This is a genomic window from Mycobacterium sp. IDUB_24 (assembly GCF_055419385.1).
The window spans coordinates 822,827-840,822 of record NZ_JBVAXO010000001.1; the positions used below are offsets into that span (position 1 = coordinate 822,827).

Sequence of the window (17,996 nt, forward strand, 5' to 3'; positions counted from 1 at the left end):
AAACAACCGAGGATCACATGACTGACACCACCTTGCCGCCCGGCGGCGAAGCCGGCGACCGCATCGAACCGGTCGACATTCAGCACGAGATGCAGCGCAGCTACATCGATTACGCCATGAGCGTGATCGTCGGCCGAGCCCTCCCAGAGGTGCGTGACGGTCTCAAGCCCGTGCACCGCCGCGTGCTCTACGCGATGTATGACTCGGGCTTCCGCCCGGACCGCAGCCACGCCAAGTCGGCGCGTTCGGTCGCCGAGACCATGGGTAACTACCACCCGCACGGCGACTCCTCGATCTACGACACCCTGGTCCGGATGGCCCAGCCCTGGTCGTTGCGCTACCCATTGGTCGACGGCCAGGGAAACTTCGGCTCGCCGGGTAACGATCCCGCGGCAGCCATGCGGTACACCGAGGCGCGGCTGACTCCGCTGGCCATGGAGATGTTGCGTGAAATCGACGAGGAAACAGTCGAATTCATCCCCAACTACGACGGCCGCGTGCAGGAACCCACGGTGCTGCCGAGCCGGTTCCCGAACCTGCTGGCCAACGGCTCGGGCGGTATCGCCGTCGGCATGGCCACCAACATTCCGCCGCACAACCTGCGGGAGTTGGCCGAGGCGGTGTACTGGTGCCTCGAGAACCACGAAGCCGATGAAGAGGCCACGCTGACCGCGGTGTGCGAGCGGGTCAAGGGTCCGGACTTCCCCACCCACGGCCTGATCGTCGGATCTCAGGGCATCCACGATGCTTACACCACCGGCCGCGGCTCCATCCGGATGCGCGGTGTGGTGGAGATCGAAGAGGACAGCCGAGGCCGCACCGGCATCGTCATCACCGAACTGCCGTACCAGGTCAACCACGACAACTTCATCACCTCGATCGCCGAGCAGGTCAGGGACGGCAAGCTGGCCGGTATCTCCAACATCGAGGACCAGTCCAGCGATCGCGTCGGTTTGCGAATTGTGGTGGAGCTCAAGCGCGATGCCGTCGCCAAGGTCGTGCTGAACAACCTCTACAAGCACACCCAGCTGCAGACCAGCTTCGGCGCCAACATGCTGTCGATCGTCGACGGGGTGCCTCGCACACTGCGGCTGGACCAGATGATCCGGTACTACGTCGCACACCAACTCGACGTCATCGTGCGGCGCACCCGCTACCGGTTGCGCAAGGCCAATGAGCGGGCCCACATCCTGCGCGGCCTGGTCAAGGCGCTCGACGCGCTCGACGAGGTGATCGCTCTGATCCGGGCGTCCCAGACCGTCGAAATCGCCCGGGCCGGCCTGATCGAGCTGCTCGACATCGACGAGATCCAGGCCCAGGCGATCCTGGACATGCAGCTGCGTCGGTTGGCTGCCCTGGAGCGGCAGAAGATCGTCGACGACCTGGCAAAGATCGAAGCCGAGATCGCGGACCTCGAGGACATTCTGGCGAAGCCGGAACGACAGCGGGCGATCGTCCACGACGAACTCGCGGAAATCGTCGAGAAGCATGGCGACGATCGCCGGACCCGCATCATGCCGGCCGACGGTGAGGTCAGCGACGAGGATCTGATCGCGCGTGAGGATGTCGTCGTCACGATCACCGAGACGGGGTATGCCAAGCGGACCAAGACCGACCTCTACCGCAGCCAGAAACGCGGCGGCAAGGGTGTGCAGGGGGCGGGGCTGAAGGCCGACGACATCGTCAACCACTTCTTCGTCTGCTCCACCCACGACTGGATCCTGTTCTTCACGACACAGGGCCGGGTGTACCGGGCCAAGGCCTACGAGCTCCCGGAAACCTCGCGCACCGCGCGCGGTCAGCACGTGGCGAACCTGCTGGCCTTCCAGCCCGAGGAGCGCATCGCCCAGGTCATCCAGATCAAGAGCTACGAGGATGCGCCGTATCTGGTGCTGGCCACCCGCAACGGTCTGGTGAAGAAGTCCAGGCTGGTGGACTTCGACTCCAACCGCTCCGGCGGCATCGTGGCCGTCAATCTGCGCGACGGCGACGAGCTCGTCGGCGCCGTGCTGTGCTCGGCCGAGGACGACCTGCTTCTGGTCAGCGCCAAGGGCCAGTCGATCCGCTTCTCCGCAACCGATGAGGCGCTGCGACCGATGGGCCGCGCCACCTCCGGTGTGCAGGGCATGCGGTTCAACGAGGAAGACAAGCTGCTATCCCTCAACGTGGTCCAACCGGACACATTCCTGCTGGTAGCGACGTCCGGTGGCTACGCCAAGCGGACTGCGATCGAGGAGTACAGCCCGCAGGGCCGGGGCGGCAAGGGGATCCTGACGATCCAGTACGACCGCAAACGTGGCAGTCTGGTCGGAGCGCTGATCGTCGATGACGAGACGGAGCTGTACGCCATCACCTCCGGGGGTGGCGTCATCCGGACCGCCGCACGTCAGGTTCGCAAGGCTGGGCGCCAGACCAAGGGCGTTCGCTTGATGAACCTCGGCGAGGGCGACACACTGATTGCGATTGCGCGCAACGCCGAGGAGGACTCGGAACCGGACGAGGCTGAGTCCGACGAAGAGTGACGTTGTCGCTGAGGCCCGACCCGGACCTCGGCCTGAGGTAAGGAGCTGTTAGGTGAGTTCACCGAACGAGCCGGGGTACCCGCGAGCGGGCGACCGGCCCGGCAGCTCCAACGGCTCAGGTACCGGGGCCGAGGCCGGCCCGGCCACGAGCAAAGCCGCCGGGACGCAGGCCCGTGCCGCCGCCGGTGGCGGCCAGATCACCGAGACCGGTGAGGCGCCGCCGTGGCAGCGCGGCACCGGCCGCACCACGCCCCAGCCGGCGACCGAGACGCGTGAGGAAAGCGCCCGTACTCCGGGCTCCCACTCCCCCGGTGTGGAAGCCCGGTTGCAGCGCTTCGTAGCCGGCACCGAGATCAAGGACACCGAGCAGCAGGCCCGCCCGGCCCGGCCGGCCACGCCCACTCCGTCGGCTACGCGCAACGAACCGGTGCGGCCCGAGGCTTATGCGAGCGAGATTCCGGACCTGTCCGGGCCCGCACCGCGCACCCCGCAACGCAAGGCAGCCCCTGAGGCGCCGGCGGCCAGAAACTCGAGCAACAGCCCGACCACCCGGATCCAGGTTGCCAACCGCGGCTCGCATCAGGGCCCGGTCCGGGCCAGCATGCAGATCCGCCGGGTCGACCCGTGGACTGTGCTCAAGGTCTCACTGGTGTTGTCGGTGGTGTTGTTCTTCGTCTGGATGATCGCGGTGGCCTTCCTGTACCTGGTGCTCGGCGCCATGGGTGTGTGGAGCAAGCTCAACAGCAATGTCGGCGACCTCCTGACCAGCGCCAGCGGCGCCTCGGGAGGCGAATTGGTCTCCAGCGGAACGATCTTCGGCGGGGCCGCGCTGGTCGGCCTGGTCAATATCGTCGTGTTGTGTGCGATGGCGACCATCGGGGCCTTCATCTACAACCTGACCACCGATCTGGTCGGCGGGGTCGAGGTAACGCTTGCCGACCGGGATTGATTTGGGACTCTGCGCTCCGGTGCGGTAATCTCTGCGCTCGGTCGATCCCAATATTCGGGCCTATAGCTCAGGCGGTTAGAGCGCTTCGCTGATAACGAAGAGGTCGGAGGTTCGAGTCCTCCTAGGCCCACGACACCCGGTGTAGCCGGTGATCACCGAGAGGTTGTGCCATGCGGTTCATGTTCGTCGCCGGCATCGCAGCCGTCGCGGTGATCGTATGGCGATCACGACACGGTGAAGAGGTTTGGCACGACTTGGCAGATGAGCCACCTCGGCCGAATGAGGGGCCTTAGCTCAGTTGGTAGAGCGCTGCCTTTGCAAGGCAGATGTCAGGAGTTCGAATCTCCTAGGCTCCACAATCAAAGATCAGGTCGAAGCGGTTCCGGTGGCAGTTGCCCGGGGCCGCTTTTCTTGTTCCTGACGACAGTCCGGCCACAACCTGCGTGCTTGAATGTGGCTGGGAGTTTTGGGGCAGTCGGGGGGGCAAGCGGTGGTCCGCAGAATGGTGAGCATCCTGCTCGCGCTGGTGTTCGCAGTGGGGCTGCTGTGGTCATCGACGATCGACGGGCCCGGGCTGGCCGTGGCCCGTGCCGACACCTTCGACAGGGTGTGCCCCGACGTCGCCGCCCAGCTCGCGTCGTGGACTCAGCGCGCGGCCGATCACAACAACCGCAAGGGCAGCGTCAACACCTACGACGGCGCCGCGGTCGATGCCTTCAATGCCGAGAAGGCACAGCTGGAGGCGGAACGTAGCGCGTTCATGCCGCGGGTGGACGCGTGTGAGGCCGCGGTCGCCGGACTGACACCAAAAGACCCGTCAGGACTGCAGCTGGCGACGCCGACAGCCGCTCAACGGCTCGCGATCGATAATGCGAAGAAGGGTATTCCGGCGGGCTACCAGCCGGCGCCTGCTCGCAAGGGAAATCGAGAAGTAGTCCCCAGAGACGCGCCGGAACGGCCACTGTATGACGCGCTACGCGACGGCAACCCGGGGAACGTTCCGAAGGATGCCCGCCTCGCCGGGAAGGCCGCACCTCGACCGGGCGCACCCGATCCGGTCTATCCGGGTCAGAGAATCGGAGAAACAAGGGCCGGCGACGCGAAAGTTTCGCCAGACCACATCGTTCCGCTGGCCGAGCTGATCAAGCTCCCAGGGTTCCTGAAGTTGACCGCCGATCAGATGTACCTGCTGTCGCAACTGCCGCTGAACTACCAATGGCTGTCCTGGACCGCCAACGCGGCAAAAAACTCCGGGAGTGCCGCCCGCATGCTGCCCAAGGCGGACGCGAATTGGGCGGGAAAACAGATACAGCTACAGAACGAAACCAGGAATCAGCTGCAGGACATCGTCAACAACCTCGTCAAGGCCAACGGAGGATGAGTCGCGTGGAGATCGACTTCGATCAGGTGGCGGCCGAGTTGACGCCAAAAGGCAAGGCGGAGTTGATCGCGCCGGATTCTTCGCGGGCCGCCGAGGTTCCGGATCGCTGGCGCCCGGTGTTGGTCGGCAACAGCGCCGAGGAACGCTGCCGGGCGGCGTTGTCGCACTGGGACGACGGCTTTCTGGCGATGATCCCGCGGTTCGCCGAGGTGCTCCGCGATCAGCTCGTCGACGTGCGTGTCTTCTGGGTCGACAACCCCAAGAGCCGGTTCTTCGTGCTGGTCTACGTCGTCAAGTACGGAGAGGAAGGCCACGTGTGCTGGATGGCGTGGGATCCGGCCACTTTCGGTGACACCCCCCGGTTCTGGGATACCTTCCCGGCGCCGGTGCAGAATTTTCTGCGCGGCACCCACGCTGGATTCACCGCGACGGACTGGGAGTCCTACGGCGTGATGCGGCCGTCTGACTTCGAGACGTTCGCCGAATACGGGGAATGGCCCGAAGGCATCCCCGGCTGGATGGATGGGTACGAGGGTGGGTATGACACCGGCTATCACGGGGAGAGGTACCGACGGATCGAGTCGACCCGTCTGGTGGTGTTCACCAAGGACGTGGGGCACCTCTTCTACTGCACGTCACCGGATTTGGAAATCGGGCAGGTTGCTCTCGTATACGACGGTGACGTCGATCCGCCGAAAGATTTCGGCACCGAACTGGACGAGCTCATGACACGCCGGTTGGCTGTGTGATGACGGGACCAGCGTCGCCGGTGCCGCCCCCGTTCGGCGGCGGCTCGAATCCTTTCGGGTCGCCCGGCTGGGTGCCACAGCAATCGCCTTACCCGCCAACGGGTTACGGGCAGCCAGCGCCCTATCCCCCACCTGGGTACCCGCCACCGGGATATCCGCAACAGTGGCCGGGGTACCAGCAGCAGCCACCACCGCAGGACGGCAGTCGACGCAGGTCCAAGTTGCTGATTGCGTTGGCGATCGCCATACCGGTGGTACTGGTCCTGTGTGGTGCCGGGGGCTGGGTGTGGTACTCGCGGAGCCGGGATGAAGGGGCGATCAAGGATGCCGCTGCCCAGTTCGCCGACGCGATAGACACCCAGGATCAGGACAAGTTCCTGGCGGCACTCTGCGAGGAAGAGCGCGACCTGGTCACCGACGGTGACGGGTTCGATCCTGTCGACTCCGGCCCGGGTGCCAAGGACAGCAGTGAGCCGTTCGACGTCACCGATGTCACGGTGAAAGGCGATGTGGCGCAGGTCGAATTCCTGCGACCGAAGTCCAACCACTCCGGGTCTCTGTTCTTGCGCAAAGAATCAGGGGCGTGGAAGGTGTGCGACCCGGCCGAGGAGCAGTTCAACAAATAGCCGGGCGCAGTGGCGTCAGGGTTTCGGGTTGACCTCGACGCTGGGCGGCAGCGGTGACGGCTCGGGCCGGTTGGACCGCCGCACGATCGAGAACGCCACGGCCCCACCGGCCAGGACCGCTGCGGCGACGCCGGCGATCACCAGCCGGCGGTGACGCCGCTTGGGTTCTGGGTCTGCGGCCGCCTCTTGCAGCACCTCGGGCAGCGCGGCCACAGCCTGTGCGGCCGCGGTGAGTTGGCGACGCAGCTTGCCCGACTCGTAGCGCTTGCGCAGACCGGACGCAACGGCAGACACGGTGTCGGCGCTCAGGCCCACCACGCCGCGGGTCACGTCGACCGGACCGACCGTGCTGTATTTCAAGCCGCGGGCTAGGCGCTGACGGGGGGCCAACCGGGTATCGACGTTCGCGGTCATCTGGCACCTTTCTGGACACTGGCGGGACGTGGGCGACAGGCCTGAGTGGGCCGTATGTCGGCTGAGAACCAGACTGCCATCTCTGCGCGAGTCTGGGGCGCTTGGTGGGGTATCTGACCGTTGCCGCGGGCCGGGATGGCAGACTGGGTAGCCGTGACGAGCCCCATTCAGACCGCGACGGCGACACTGCACACCAACCGCGGCGACATCAAGATCGCACTGTTCGGAAACCACGCTCCCAAGACCGTGGCCAACTTCGTCGGCTTGGCGCAGGGCACCAAGGACTACACCACCGAGAACGCCTCGGGCGGCACCTCCGGTCCGTTCTACGACGGCGTCATCTTCCACCGGGTGATCGACGGCTTCATGATCCAGGGCGGCGACCCGACGGGCACCGGCCGCGGCGACGCCGGCTACAAGTTCGCCGACGAGTTCCACCCTGAGCTCCAGTTCGACAAGCCCTACCTGCTGGCCATGGCCAACGCCGGGCCGGGCACCAACGGCTCGCAGTTCTTCATCACGGTCGGCCAGACGCCGCACCTGAACCGGCGCCACACCATCTTCGGTGAGGTTGTCGATCCCGAGTCGCAGAAGGTGGTCGACGCGATCGCGTCCACCCCCACCGATCGTTCTGACCGCCCGACCGATCCGGTCGTCGTCGAATCGATCACCGTGTCGTAACGGGTATCCCCCGCACATACCAATGCGCGACGCCCCCGGAAGCCGGGGGCGTCGCGTGTTGTGTGGGGTGCTTCCTCAGTCGGCTTGCGGGGCCGAGAAGCCGGCCTGAGTCAGCGCGTCGAGGACGTCGAGGGGGTCGGTTCCCAGGTCCCACCGCGTGAGGACCGCGAGCCGGTCATCGATCGTCTCGATCTCGAGCAGCCGGACCTTGCGGGCGATGCGGCGGAACTCGGTGATGCGGATCTTCACGATCTCATTACGACGATATGTCCGGGTGCGCCACCAACCGGCGAACGTGAGACTGTCTTGGTTGATTGCCAGTTTCGGCCGAGCCCGCCACGACAATGTTGCGAACGTGAGCAATCCCACGCCAGCTATGCCGGCAAGAACACGTCCGGGCGGGTCTGTGATCACGGTCACAGCTGCGATAGCCATCGCCGCTCCGGCTATGGCGCAACCTGCGACTCCAGCGGCGGGTGGGCTCCATCGAGTTTGCTGCACGGGCTCTTCACACCCTCTTACCGCGTCTAATGGAGTTATCCACAGGTGCTATCCCCAATGGGGATGAATCACAACGATGTGATTGAGCATCGTCGACGTTGCTGAGCTGGTAACGCTGAAAACGTAAGATGAATTCATTATCGTCCGTTTTCCGGTCAGCGCCAACGCATGGTGAGCAACAGTCCGGTGATCATGAAGGCAAATGCGACCGCGTAGTTCCACGGACCCATATCGGCCATCCATTGGAGGAAGGACGGGGTGTCCACGGGGTTGGTCGCGGCCAGCTGGAAAACCAGCAGCCACAACAGGCCGAACAGCATGAGACCGATGAACAGCGCGACGAACCACACACTCGACGGTCCGGCTTTCACCTTGACCGGGGTCCGGCTCACCTGCTTGACGGTGAAATCGTTCTTCTTACGGACTTTGGACTTGGGCATGGGTACCTTCGCGGACAGTCGGCGTCACACGGTGCGACGATGAGGCAGGATGCCTCACGAGCCTAACGTAGCTGCACGTCGGAGAGAGACTGCGATGGACCAACCGGATCGATCCCCCTGGCGCTTCGGCGTCCCGGTGGTCTGCCTGGCCGCCGGCGTGCTGCTGGCCGCCACGCACGGCGTGTCCGGTGGTGACGAGATTCGGCGCAGCGATGCGCCCCGGCTCGTCGACCTGGTGCGTGAGGCCCAGCAGTCCGTCGACCGGCTGACGGCCCAGCGTGATTCGCTGGCCTCCGAGATCGACAGCCATCACGGCGGATCACCCAGCTCCCACGCGGCGCTCGACGCCATCACCAGGCGTTCGGCGCAACTGGCTGTCGATGCCGGCACGGTGCCCATGCGGGGGCCGGGCCTGGTGGTCACTCTCAACGACGCCCAGCGCGACGCCCAGGGCCGCTTCCCGCGCGATGCCTCCCCCGACGACCTCGTGGTGCACCAACAGGACATCCAGGCCGTCCTGAATGCACTCTGGAGTGCCGGTGCCGAGGGCATCCAGATGCAGGACCAACGCATCATCGCGACCTCGGCGCCCCGCTGTGTCGGCAATACCCTCCTGCTCAACGGCCGCACCTACAGCCCGCCCTACGTCATCACCGCGATCGGCGATGCCCCGGCCATGCAGGCGGCCCTGGCCGCCGCCCCGTACGTCACCCTTTACAAGCAGTACGTGGTGCGCTTCGGATTGGGCTATGTCGAAGAGCCCCGGGCCGATATCGAGCTGACCGGGCACACCGAGCCGTTGCGGATGCGTTACGCGAAACCCGCGGGCCGAGTCGGCTATTAAGCACGGTTTTTGGGGCCGGTAGCCTAAGTCGATGCGGGTTCTGGTCGTCGACAACTATGACAGCTTCGTGTTCAACCTGGTCCAGTACCTGGGTCAGCTCGGGGTGGACGCGCAGGTGTGGCGGAACGACGATGAGCGCCTGGCCACCGACGCCGACCTCGCCACGGTGGCAGCCGATTTCGACTGCGTGCTGCTGAGCCCCGGTCCCGGCACTCCGGAACGAGCCGGCGCGACGATCCCGCTGGTCCACGCATGCGCTGCGGCCGGCACTCCCCTACTGGGCGTCTGTCTCGGCCACCAGGCCATCGGGGTGGCGTTCGGCGGCACCGTCGACCGCGCACCCGAACTGCTGCACGGCAAGACCAGCGTCGTGCACCACTCCGGCGCCGGGGTGCTCAAAGGCCTCCCGGACCCGTTCACCGCGACCCGCTACCACTCGCTGACGATCCTGCCCGAAACCGTGCCGGACGAGCTCGAGGTGATCGGGCAGACCGACAGCGGCGTCATCATGGCCGTGCGCCACCGCGAGCTGCCGATACACGGTGTGCAGTTCCACCCGGAGTCGATCCTGACCCAGGGCGGGCACCGCATGCTGGCCAACTGGCTGGGCGTGTGCGGCGCCGCCCCGGAAGAGCGCCTGGTGGCCGCCCTCGAGGCCGAGGTGGCCCGCGCCGTGGCGGCCGCTACGACGCGAAGCTCAGCGTGATCTTCGCTCCGAAGTTCACCCCGGCGCCCGCCGGCGGACTCTGGGTGACGACCGCGTTGGTGCGCTGACCGCTGTCGCGGACGTCCGGCCCCTTGTCGAGCACGCCGGTCCAACCCAGCGCGCTCAGACGCTGGTAAGCGTCATCCCAGAACTGTCCGACCAGGTTGGGCATGACGAACTGGTTGCCCTTGGACACATGGATCTGGATCGGCGTGTCCTTGGGTACCGACGTACCGGAGGTCGGCTCGGTATCCACCACCTGTCCCGGAGGCGCGGTGTTGTCGACCTCGATGACCACCGTGTTGGTGAATCCCGACGCGGTCAGAATCTGCTTGCACACGTCGGCGCTCTGACCCTTGCAGTCGGGAACCGAAGTGTCCTCCGGGCCTGACCCCACGACAAGCGTGATCTCGTAGATGATCCCCGCCGTCTGGTTGGCCGGCGGGTTGGTGGCGAGCACGCGGCCCTTCTGATCCGGAGTCGACGGGCTCGCCGACTCCTTGACCTTCTCGAACCCGGCGTCCTTGAGCTTCTGGCGGGCCTGGGACGGGGACAGACCGGCCACGTCGGGGACCACCCGCTGCTCCGGCCCGCGAGAGACGTTGACGGTGATCTCGTCGCCGGCGGCCGCCATGCTGTTGGCGGACGGGTCGGTGCCGATCACGTACTCCGGCGGAACCTTGTTGTCTTCCTTGCCCTCGGTGCGCGTCTTGAAGCCCCGGTTCTGCAGGGTGGCGACGGCGTCGGCCGAACGCTGACCGCTCACGTCGGGCACCTGCACATCGCGTGGCTTGCCGTCGAACATGTTGATCGCGACCGTCACGACCACCGTCAGCACCGCTAGTACCGCGACTGCGATCAGCCAACGGGCCACTGAGGTATTGCGATCGGCGGGGCGGGGCACCACGACGTTCTGGGTGGGCGCACCGCCCCCCTGGGTCAATATCGGCCCGGAGTTCATCATCGACGTCCGCTCGGACTCGGTGAACACCTTCGGAGCCTCGGGGGCCTCACCGCTGTGCACTCGGATCAGATCCGTACGCATATCGGCCGCGGTCTGATAGCGGTTGTCCGGGTTCTTGGCCAGAGCCTTGAGCACCACGGCATCGAGTTCCGGTGAGATACCGGTGTGCCGACTCGATGGCGGAGTCGGGTCCTCGCGGACATGCTGATAAGCCACCGCGACGGGCGAATCACCGATGAAAGGTGGCTCGCCCGTGAGGATTTCGTAGAGCACACAGCCCAGCGAGTAGACATCGGAGCGGGCGTCGACGGTTTCACCGCGGGCCTGCTCGGGCGAAAGGTACTGGGCGGTGCCGATCACTGCGGCGGTCTGCGTGACGCTGTTACCGGTATCGGCAAGGGCGCGCGCGATGCCGAAGTCCATCACCTTCACAGCGTTGGCCTTGCTGATCATGATGTTGGCCGGCTTGACGTCCCGGTGCACGATGCCGTGCTGGTGGCTGAAGTTCAGCGCCTGGCAGGCATCGGCGATGATCTCGATCGCACGCCGCGGCGGGATCGGACCCTCGGTGTGCACGATGTCGCGCAGCGTCACACCGTCGACGTACTCCATGACGATGTAAGGCAGCGGCCCGTTGGGTGTCTCGGCCTCACCCGTGTCGTACACCGCCACGATCGCGGGATGGTTCAGCGCGGCCGCGTTCTGCGCCTCACGGCGGAAACGCAGGTAGAAGCTGGGATCGCGGGCCAGATCGGCGCGCAGGACCTTGACCGCGACATCGCGGTGCAACCGCGTATCGCGTGCGATGTGAACTTCGGACATGCCGCCGAAGCCAAGGATTTCACCGAGTTCATATCGGTCGGAGAGGTGCTGAGGCGTTGTCATCGCATTATCTGTTCCGGTGCTTTCGGGACAACCTGAGCGTCGGCTCCCCGAGGCACGATCGCGTGGAATGCCAGGTCCGGCAACGCTGCCGGCGTCTGGAAAGGCGTCGTCTGGGTCACCGTGTCGGTGACCGTGGGCGACGGTGACTGCTGCTGATCTTTGCGGTCCTGCGCATTGAGGACGATCAGGATGGCGATCACGATGGCGAGTGCGCCGAGTACCCCGGCGGCCCACAGCAGTGCCCGTTGACCCGACGAGAACGTGCGTCGCGGAGCCGGTGCGGGCCGGTGCGCGGCCGTGGTCGGCCTGGCCCGGGTGGCGGTCACCGGGGTGCGACCGGTGAGGTCGGCTGCGGCGCGGGCCTGCGCCGCCGACGGAACCGCGGCCGGAGCGGCCCGACCGAGCGTCGGAGCCTGGTTCGGACGCGGAGGACGGCGGCCGGAACGCACCGCGGCGACGGCATCGGCGAACGGACCACCCGACTTGTAGCGCATCCCGGGGTTCTTCACCAGGGTGATCTCGATCAGCTCGCGCACATTGGGCGGCAGGTCGGCGGGCAGCGGCGGCGGGGTTTCCTTGATGTGCTTCATCGCGACCGTCAGCGCACCGTCGCCGGTGAACGGACGCTTGCCCGAAACCGATTCGTAGCCAACGACTCCCAGCGCATAGACGTCGCTGGCGGCGGTGGCATCGTGGCCGAGGGCCTGCTCCGGGGCGATGTACTGGGCGGTGCCCATCACCATGCCGGTCTGGGTGACCGGGGCGGCGTCGACGGCCTTGGCGATGCCGAAGTCGGTGAGTTTCACCTGGCCGGTCGGAGTGATGAGGATGTTGCCGGGCTTGACGTCGCGGTGCACGAGCCCGGCGGTGTGGGCCACCTGTAGCGCCCGGCCGGTCTGCTCGAGCATGTCCAGCGCATGCCGGAGCGACAGCCGCCCGGTGCGCTTGATCACCGAGTTCAGCGGCTCACCGTTGACGAGCTCCATCACCAGGTACGCGGTGCGGCCCTCGCCGTCGATATCGGTCTCGCCGTAGTCGTACACGCTGGCGATGCCGGGGTGGTTGAGCATGGCCACCGTGCGGGCCTCGGCCCGGAACCGCTCGACGAACTCGGCATCGGTGGAGAACTCGGCCTTGAGCACCTTGACCGCGACACGTCGTCCGAGCCGGGAGTCGACAGCCTCCCAGACCTGACCCATGCCACCCGTGGCGATCAGCCGCTGCAACCGGTACCGCCCGGACAGCGTGACTCCAACGCGAGGGCTCATAGCTCGACTCCCACTCGCTCCGGTCCTCGCTCGTCCCTCGCTGCGATCCTCACTCGGGGTCGCCTTCGCGGACTCATGAACCCTCCCGCAGCGCCGCCGCAATGGTGGCGCGTCCGATCGGGGCGGCGAGTGCGCCGCCGGTGGCCGACAACCGGTCCCCGCCGTCCTCGATCAACACCGAGACCGCGACCTTGGGGTCGCTGGCCGGTGCGAATGCGATGTACCAGGCATGCGGCGGAGTGTTACGGGGATCCGTCCCGTGCTCTGCCGTACCGGTCTTAGAAGCGATCTGCACGCCGGCGATGGCTCCCTTCTGCTGAGTCACCTGCTCGGCGGCGACCATCAAGTCCGTAAGTGTAGCTGCGACCTGGGGTGACACCGCCCGGCGCTCTTGGGCGGGCGCCGTGGTGGCGATCGTGGCCAGGTCGGGTCCTTTTAGGCTATCCACAAGATACGGGCGCATGGCGATGCCGTCATTCGCGATGGTGGCAGCCACCTGGGCGTTCTGCAGGGGCGTCAACGCGACATCACGCTGCCCGATGCTGGACATACCCAGTGCCGCCGCATCCGTAATCGGTCCGGTGGTCGATTCGGCCACCTGCAGCGGAATGGCCGGCGGGGCCTCGTCGAGTCCGAAGGCCTGGGCGGTGGACTTGAGCTTGTCGGCGCCGGTGTTGAGGCCGAGCTGAACGAAAGCGGTGTTGCACGATTTGGCGAACGCCTCGCGGAGCGATGCGGTGGGACCGGGACCGCATGAGGACCCGCCGAAATTCTCCAGCGTCGCGGTGCTGTCGGGCAGCGGGATCCGCGATGCCGCGGTGAGTTGGGTGTCCGGGGTGGCGCCGGCCTGGAGGGCCGCGGCCGTGGTGATCACCTTGAACGTCGAGCCCGGCGGGTAGGTCTCCGAGATGGCGCGGTTGAGCAGTGGGGACTGCTCGTTGTCGCGCAACTGCTGCCAGGCCTGGCTCTGGGCGTTGAGGTCGTGGGTGGCTAACTGGTTCGGGTCGTACGACGGAGACGACGCCATGGCAAGGATCTTGCCTGTCGACGGTTCCAGGGCCACCACGGAGCCCTTGCAGGGGCCGTCGCTGCAGCCGTGCTGCAGCGCGTCCCAGGCTGCCTGCTGCACCTGTGGATTGATGGTGGTGTCGACGTTGCCGCCGCGCGGGTCGCGGCCGGTGAAGAAATCGGCCAGCCGGCGGCCGAACAGCCGCTCATCGGAGCCGTTGAGAATGGTGTCCTCGGCCCGCTCCAGCCCGGTGCTGGAGTAGCCCAGTGAGTAGAACCCGGTGATGGGGGCGTAGACCTCGGGATTGGGGTAGGTGCGCAGGAATCGGAACCGGCCGTCGGTGGCCTCCGAGTAGGCCAGCAGCTGGCCGCCCGCGGTGATCTGGCCCCGCTGCCGCGAGTACTCGTCGAGCAGCACCCGCTGATTGCGCGGGTCGGCGCGTAACCCGTCGGCCGTGAAGACCTGGGTGATCGTGGCGTTGGCCAACAGCAGCACGATCAGCACCATGATCGTGACTGCCACCCGGCGCAGGGAGGTGTTCATACCTTCTCGATCACCTCGGTGCTGGCCGCGGCGATGGGCGTGGGGTTGGGCGCCGGTGTCGTCGTGATCGGCCGGCGTGCGGAATGTGAGATACGCACCAGGATGGCCAGCAGGATGTAGTTGGCCAGCAGCGAGGAGCCACCGTAGGACATCCACGGCGTGGTCAGGCCGGTCAAGGGGATCAGCTTGGTGACGCCGCCGACCACGATGAACAACTGGATGGCCAGGGTCGCGGCGAGACCGGCGGCCAGCAGCTTGCCGAAGCTGTCGCGCACCGCGATCGCGGTCCGCATCCCGCGGATGATGAAGACCGTGTAGAGCATGAGAACGCCTGCGAGCCCGACCAATCCGAGCTCTTCGCCGACCGCGGCGATGATGAAGTCGGTGGCCGCGGCGGGCACTGTTCCGGGTTGTCCATTGCCCAGACCGGTGCCGAAGATGCCGCCCGTGGCGAAGCTGAACAGGGACTGCACGATCTGGTAGCCGGCGCCGTCAGGATCGGCGAACGGGTCCAGCCAGGTCTCCACCCGCACCCGAACGTGGCCGAAAACCTGGTACGCCACAATGCTTCCCGCGGCGAACAGGGCCAGGCCGATCACCACCCAGCTCAGCCGCTCGGTAGCCACATAGACCAGCACCAGAAACGATGCGTACAGCAGAAGTGAAGTGCCCAAATCCTTTTCGAAGACCATCACGCCCACCGAGGCGGCCCAGGCCAGCAGCAGGGGAGCCAGGTCGCGGGGCCGTGGCAGGTCGAGTCCGAAGAAATGTTTCCCCGCACTGGTGAACAGATCGCGCTTGGCCACCAGCACCGCGGCGAAGAAGATCAGCAGCAGGATCTTGGAGAACTCGGCGGGCTGAATCGAGAAGCCGGGGAACTGGATCCAGATCTTGGCGCCGTACTGTTCGGAGTACCTCGCCGGCAGCAACGCCGGAATGACAAGCAGCACAAGGCCGGTCAGCGCACAGATATACCCGTACCGGGCCAGCATGCGGTGATCGGTCAGCAGCGCGACCACGACGGTGAAGCCGATCACGGCGATCAGCAGCCACATCATCTGCTGGTTGGCGGTGCCGCCCAGGCCATCGGTTGCCGTCTCACCCTTGGCCAGGTCGAGCCGGTGGATCATCACCAGGCCCAGCCCGTTGAGCAGCGCCACGACCGGCAGCAGCAGCGGGTCGGCGTAGGGAGCGAACCGGCGGATTGCCAGGTGGGCGACGCCCATAAGGGCGATGAAGGCCACCACGTAGCCGACCAGGTCCCAGCGCAGGCCCTGCTCCTGGTTGGCCTCGACGATCAGCAGCGCGATGGTGGTGATGAAGGCTGCGAACCCCAGAAGCAGGAGTTCCGCGTTGCGCCGATTGGGTAGCGGCGGCGTGACGGTGACCGGCGACTGGGGTTGAGTCGTCATGACACGGCTCGGCAGTTCTTCCCCGGTTCTTGTGGTGGGGGCGGCAGTGCGGTGACGGTCGGCGACGGTGTCGGTAGAACCGGGGCCGGGACGACGGAGGTCCCGGGAGCCCCCGGCGCCGGGGATTCAGGCGCGGGTGTCTCGGGTGCCGGCGTCTCCGCGCCGGGCGCCGGAGCCGGTGCAGCACCGGGTGACGGCGACGGTGACGGTGAGGGACTGGGCGGCGGCGTGGTCTTCGATGTCGTCGGCGCGGTGCGCGGTGCACACACCGGCAGGACCGAGCCGTGGGCCATGTCGTTGATCTGCTTGATGGCCTCGTCCTGTGTGCCGCCGGGCAGGCCCGCGGTCACCGAGGTGCGCTCGGACGGGCGCAGGTCGTCGACGGCCATCAGCCGGCAGTCGAGACGGCTCCGGTCCTGGTCGACGCTGATCAGCGAGAGTTCGTTGCGGGCGTTGAGACAGCCCAGGCGGTACGGCTCTTGCAGGGAGATGCCCAGGAACGAGCCCTGTACCCCGCGCATGATCGACACCGTGCCGTCATGTTCGGCGACGTAGTAGTTGTTGCGGAGGATCTCCCGGCCGATCGCCAGCCCGCCGATGAGCACCAGCACGAGCAGCACGGCGGCGATGACGACCCGGCGTCGCGACCGTGGCTTGCGGTCGGGCTCGGCCGGCTGGGGCACCACTCGCTTGGGCTCGTTGCGTCGAGGGTTGAACGCCGAAGCCCGTCCGGCAGCCGTGTCCGGCGGCACGCTCTGGTCGTCGTCCCCCGACACCGCGCCGGCCAGGATCGGCTGCGTCTGTCCGTAGTCGTAGTCGACGACGTCGGCGACCACCACGGTCACGTTGTCCGGTCCGCCTCCGCGGAGCGCCAACTCGATCAACCGGTCGGCGCTCTCGGCGACGTCCTCGATCTGGAGCGCCTCGTGGATGGTCTCGTGGCTGACCGGATCGGACAGGCCGTCCGAGCAGAGCATGTAGCGATCGCCGGCCTTGGCCTCGCGCACGATCAGGGTCGGCTCGACCTCGTGGCCGGTCAGCGCCCGCATGATCAGCGAGCGCTGTGGATGGCTGTGAGCTTCCTCGGCGGTGATCCGGCCCTCGTCGACCAGGGTCTGGACGAAGGTGTCGTCCTTGGTGATCTGGGTGAGCTCACCGTCGCGGAGCAGGTAGCCCCGGGAATCGCCGATGTGGAGCAGGCCGAGCCGGTTGCCCGCGAACAGGATCGCAGTCAGCGTGGTGCCCATGCCCTCGAGTTCCGGATCGGCTTCCACGTGGGCCGCGATCGCGGAGTTGCCCTGGGCGACAGCCGTGTTGAGCTTGCCCAGCAGGTCGCCGCCGGGCTCGTCGTCGTCGAGATGTGCGAGCGCCGCGATGACCAACTGTGAGGCCACTTCACCCGCGGCGTGGCCACCCATGCCGTCGGCCAACGCCAGCAACCGAGCCCCGGCGTACACCGAGTCCTCATTGTTGGCGCGAACCAGCCCGCGATCACTTCGCGCGGCATATCGGAGTACGAGGGTCATGGTGTTTCTCGTGCTCCTCGCATGCGTGGTGTCCGATCTGCTCCTCGCGTGCGCGGCGTCACGGACGTAACTCGATTACCGTCTTACCGATTCGGACCGGCGTCCCGATCGAAACCCTTACCGCTGTTGTCACCTTCGCCCTGTCAAGGTATGTGCCGTTGGTCGATCCTAGGTCCTCGACGTACCACTCCGAACCTCGTGGCGAGAGACGGGCGTGGCGCGTCGAAGCGTAATCATCGGTGAGCACCAGAGTGGAGTCGTCGGCGCGGCCGATCAGCACCGGCTGGGCACCCAACGTGATGCGGGTACCGGCCAGCGCGCCCTCGGTGACCACCAATTGCCGCGCGATATGGCGTCCGTCCCGACTCGGTAGCAGCGAGCCGCGGAGAGCCAACCCCCGGCGCACCATCACCGCGCCCGTGGGCGCATAGATATCGGTCCGCAGGATGCGCAGCACCGACCAGATGAACAGCCACAACAGCAGGAGGAATCCGACGCGCGTCAGTTGCAGCACTAACCCCTGCATCTGACGTCCTCTCCGTATCCGCCCCACTGGTATTGCCCAGCTACCGTCGG

17 protein-coding genes and 2 tRNA genes are annotated in these 17,996 nt (G+C 66.5%); 10 read left to right on the top strand and 9 right to left on the bottom strand.

Annotation, left to right across the window (positions count from 1 at the left end; all coding sequences use genetic code 11):
- Positions 1-17 precede the first annotated feature (17 nt).
- From gyrA to ACZYZF_RS04095, 7 genes are all read left to right on the top strand, one after another.
- Positions 18-2,522, top strand: coding sequence for a DNA gyrase subunit A (gyrA, locus tag ACZYZF_RS04065; protein ID WP_463743410.1), 2,505 nt, complete (start codon positions 18-20; stop codon positions 2,520-2,522).
- A gap of 52 nt (positions 2,523-2,574) precedes the next feature.
- On the top strand, positions 2,575-3,471 hold the full coding sequence (locus tag ACZYZF_RS04070; protein WP_463834606.1) for a DUF3566 domain-containing protein: 897 nt from the start codon (positions 2,575-2,577) through the stop codon (positions 3,469-3,471).
- Between the two features lie 56 nt (positions 3,472-3,527).
- Positions 3,528-3,601 (top strand) — tRNA-Ile (locus ACZYZF_RS04075).
- 153 nt (positions 3,602-3,754) lie between these two features.
- Positions 3,755-3,827: transfer RNA gene (locus ACZYZF_RS04080), tRNA-Ala, on the top strand.
- Between the two features lie 146 nt (positions 3,828-3,973).
- Positions 3,974-4,852 (top strand): hypothetical protein, encoded by an 879-nt coding sequence (locus tag ACZYZF_RS04085; protein WP_463834608.1) that lies wholly within the window; start codon positions 3,974-3,976, stop codon positions 4,850-4,852.
- 5 nt (positions 4,853-4,857) lie between these two features.
- Complete coding sequence (locus ACZYZF_RS04090; RefSeq protein WP_463834609.1) at positions 4,858-5,601, top strand: hypothetical protein; 744 nt, start codon at positions 4,858-4,860, stop codon at positions 5,599-5,601.
- 221 nt (positions 5,602-5,822) lie between these two features.
- Positions 5,823-6,227 (top strand): Rv0361 family membrane protein, encoded by a 405-nt coding sequence (locus ACZYZF_RS04095; RefSeq protein ID WP_463834610.1) that lies wholly within the window; start codon positions 5,823-5,825, stop codon positions 6,225-6,227.
- 15 nt (positions 6,228-6,242) lie between these two features.
- Here the strand turns inward: ACZYZF_RS04095 and cwsA are convergent, their stop codons facing one another.
- Positions 6,243-6,641, bottom strand: coding sequence for a cell wall synthesis protein CwsA (gene cwsA / locus ACZYZF_RS04100; protein WP_463743405.1), 399 nt, complete (start codon positions 6,639-6,641; stop codon positions 6,243-6,245).
- Between the two features lie 135 nt (positions 6,642-6,776).
- Here cwsA and ACZYZF_RS04105 point away from each other — a divergent pair, with 135 nt between their 5' ends.
- On the top strand, positions 6,777-7,322 hold the full coding sequence (locus tag ACZYZF_RS04105; RefSeq protein ID WP_358021784.1) for a peptidylprolyl isomerase: 546 nt from the start codon (positions 6,777-6,779) through the stop codon (positions 7,320-7,322).
- 75 nt (positions 7,323-7,397) lie between these two features.
- Here the strand turns inward: ACZYZF_RS04105 and ACZYZF_RS04110 are convergent, their stop codons facing one another.
- Positions 7,398-7,823, bottom strand: a complete 426-nt coding sequence (locus tag ACZYZF_RS04110; protein WP_463743404.1) for a PH domain-containing protein — start codon at positions 7,821-7,823, stop codon at positions 7,398-7,400.
- 155 nt (positions 7,824-7,978) lie between these two features.
- Positions 7,979-8,263, bottom strand: coding sequence for a cell division protein CrgA (gene crgA, locus ACZYZF_RS04115; protein WP_463743403.1), 285 nt, complete (start codon positions 8,261-8,263; stop codon positions 7,979-7,981).
- Between the two features lie 94 nt (positions 8,264-8,357).
- Here crgA and ACZYZF_RS04120 point away from each other — a divergent pair, with 94 nt between their 5' ends.
- Positions 8,358-9,107 (top strand): DUF881 domain-containing protein, encoded by a 750-nt coding sequence (locus ACZYZF_RS04120; protein ID WP_463834611.1) that lies wholly within the window; start codon positions 8,358-8,360, stop codon positions 9,105-9,107.
- A 31-nt stretch (positions 9,108-9,138) separates the two neighbouring features.
- Entirely contained in the window at positions 9,139-9,813 is a 675-nt protein-coding gene (locus ACZYZF_RS04125) for an aminodeoxychorismate/anthranilate synthase component II (protein ID WP_463834613.1), read from the top strand.
- Here ACZYZF_RS04125 and pknB read toward each other — a convergent pair.
- The 6 genes from pknB to ACZYZF_RS04155 form a co-directional block, all read right to left on the bottom strand.
- On the bottom strand, positions 9,791-11,662 hold the full coding sequence (gene pknB, locus ACZYZF_RS04130; RefSeq protein ID WP_463743400.1) for a Stk1 family PASTA domain-containing Ser/Thr kinase: 1,872 nt from the start codon (positions 11,660-11,662) through the stop codon (positions 9,791-9,793). The two genes, ACZYZF_RS04125 and pknB, sit on opposite strands and share 23 nt — an antisense overlap.
- On the bottom strand, positions 11,659-12,930 hold the full coding sequence (locus ACZYZF_RS04135) for a protein kinase domain-containing protein (RefSeq protein WP_463743399.1): 1,272 nt from the start codon (positions 12,928-12,930) through the stop codon (positions 11,659-11,661). The genes pknB and ACZYZF_RS04135 overlap by 4 nt, the downstream gene beginning before the upstream one ends.
- 73 nt (positions 12,931-13,003) lie before the next feature.
- Positions 13,004-14,482, bottom strand: coding sequence for a D,D-transpeptidase PbpA (gene pbpA, locus ACZYZF_RS04140; protein WP_463743398.1), 1,479 nt, complete (start codon positions 14,480-14,482; stop codon positions 13,004-13,006).
- The gene (locus ACZYZF_RS04145; RefSeq protein ID WP_463743397.1) at positions 14,479-15,894 is read right to left on the bottom strand and encodes an FtsW/RodA/SpoVE family cell cycle protein; all 1,416 of its coding nucleotides are present in this window, start codon (positions 15,892-15,894) and stop codon (positions 14,479-14,481) included. Before ACZYZF_RS04145 ends, pbpA begins: the two co-directional genes overlap by 4 nt.
- On the bottom strand, positions 15,891-17,420 hold the full coding sequence (locus tag ACZYZF_RS04150; RefSeq protein ID WP_463743396.1) for a PP2C family protein-serine/threonine phosphatase: 1,530 nt from the start codon (positions 17,418-17,420) through the stop codon (positions 15,891-15,893). Before ACZYZF_RS04150 ends, ACZYZF_RS04145 begins: the two co-directional genes overlap by 4 nt.
- A gap of 58 nt (positions 17,421-17,478) precedes the next feature.
- Complete coding sequence (locus ACZYZF_RS04155) at positions 17,479-17,946, bottom strand: FHA domain-containing protein FhaB/FipA (protein WP_055119261.1); 468 nt, start codon at positions 17,944-17,946, stop codon at positions 17,479-17,481.
- Positions 17,947-17,996: the final 50 nt, after the last annotated feature.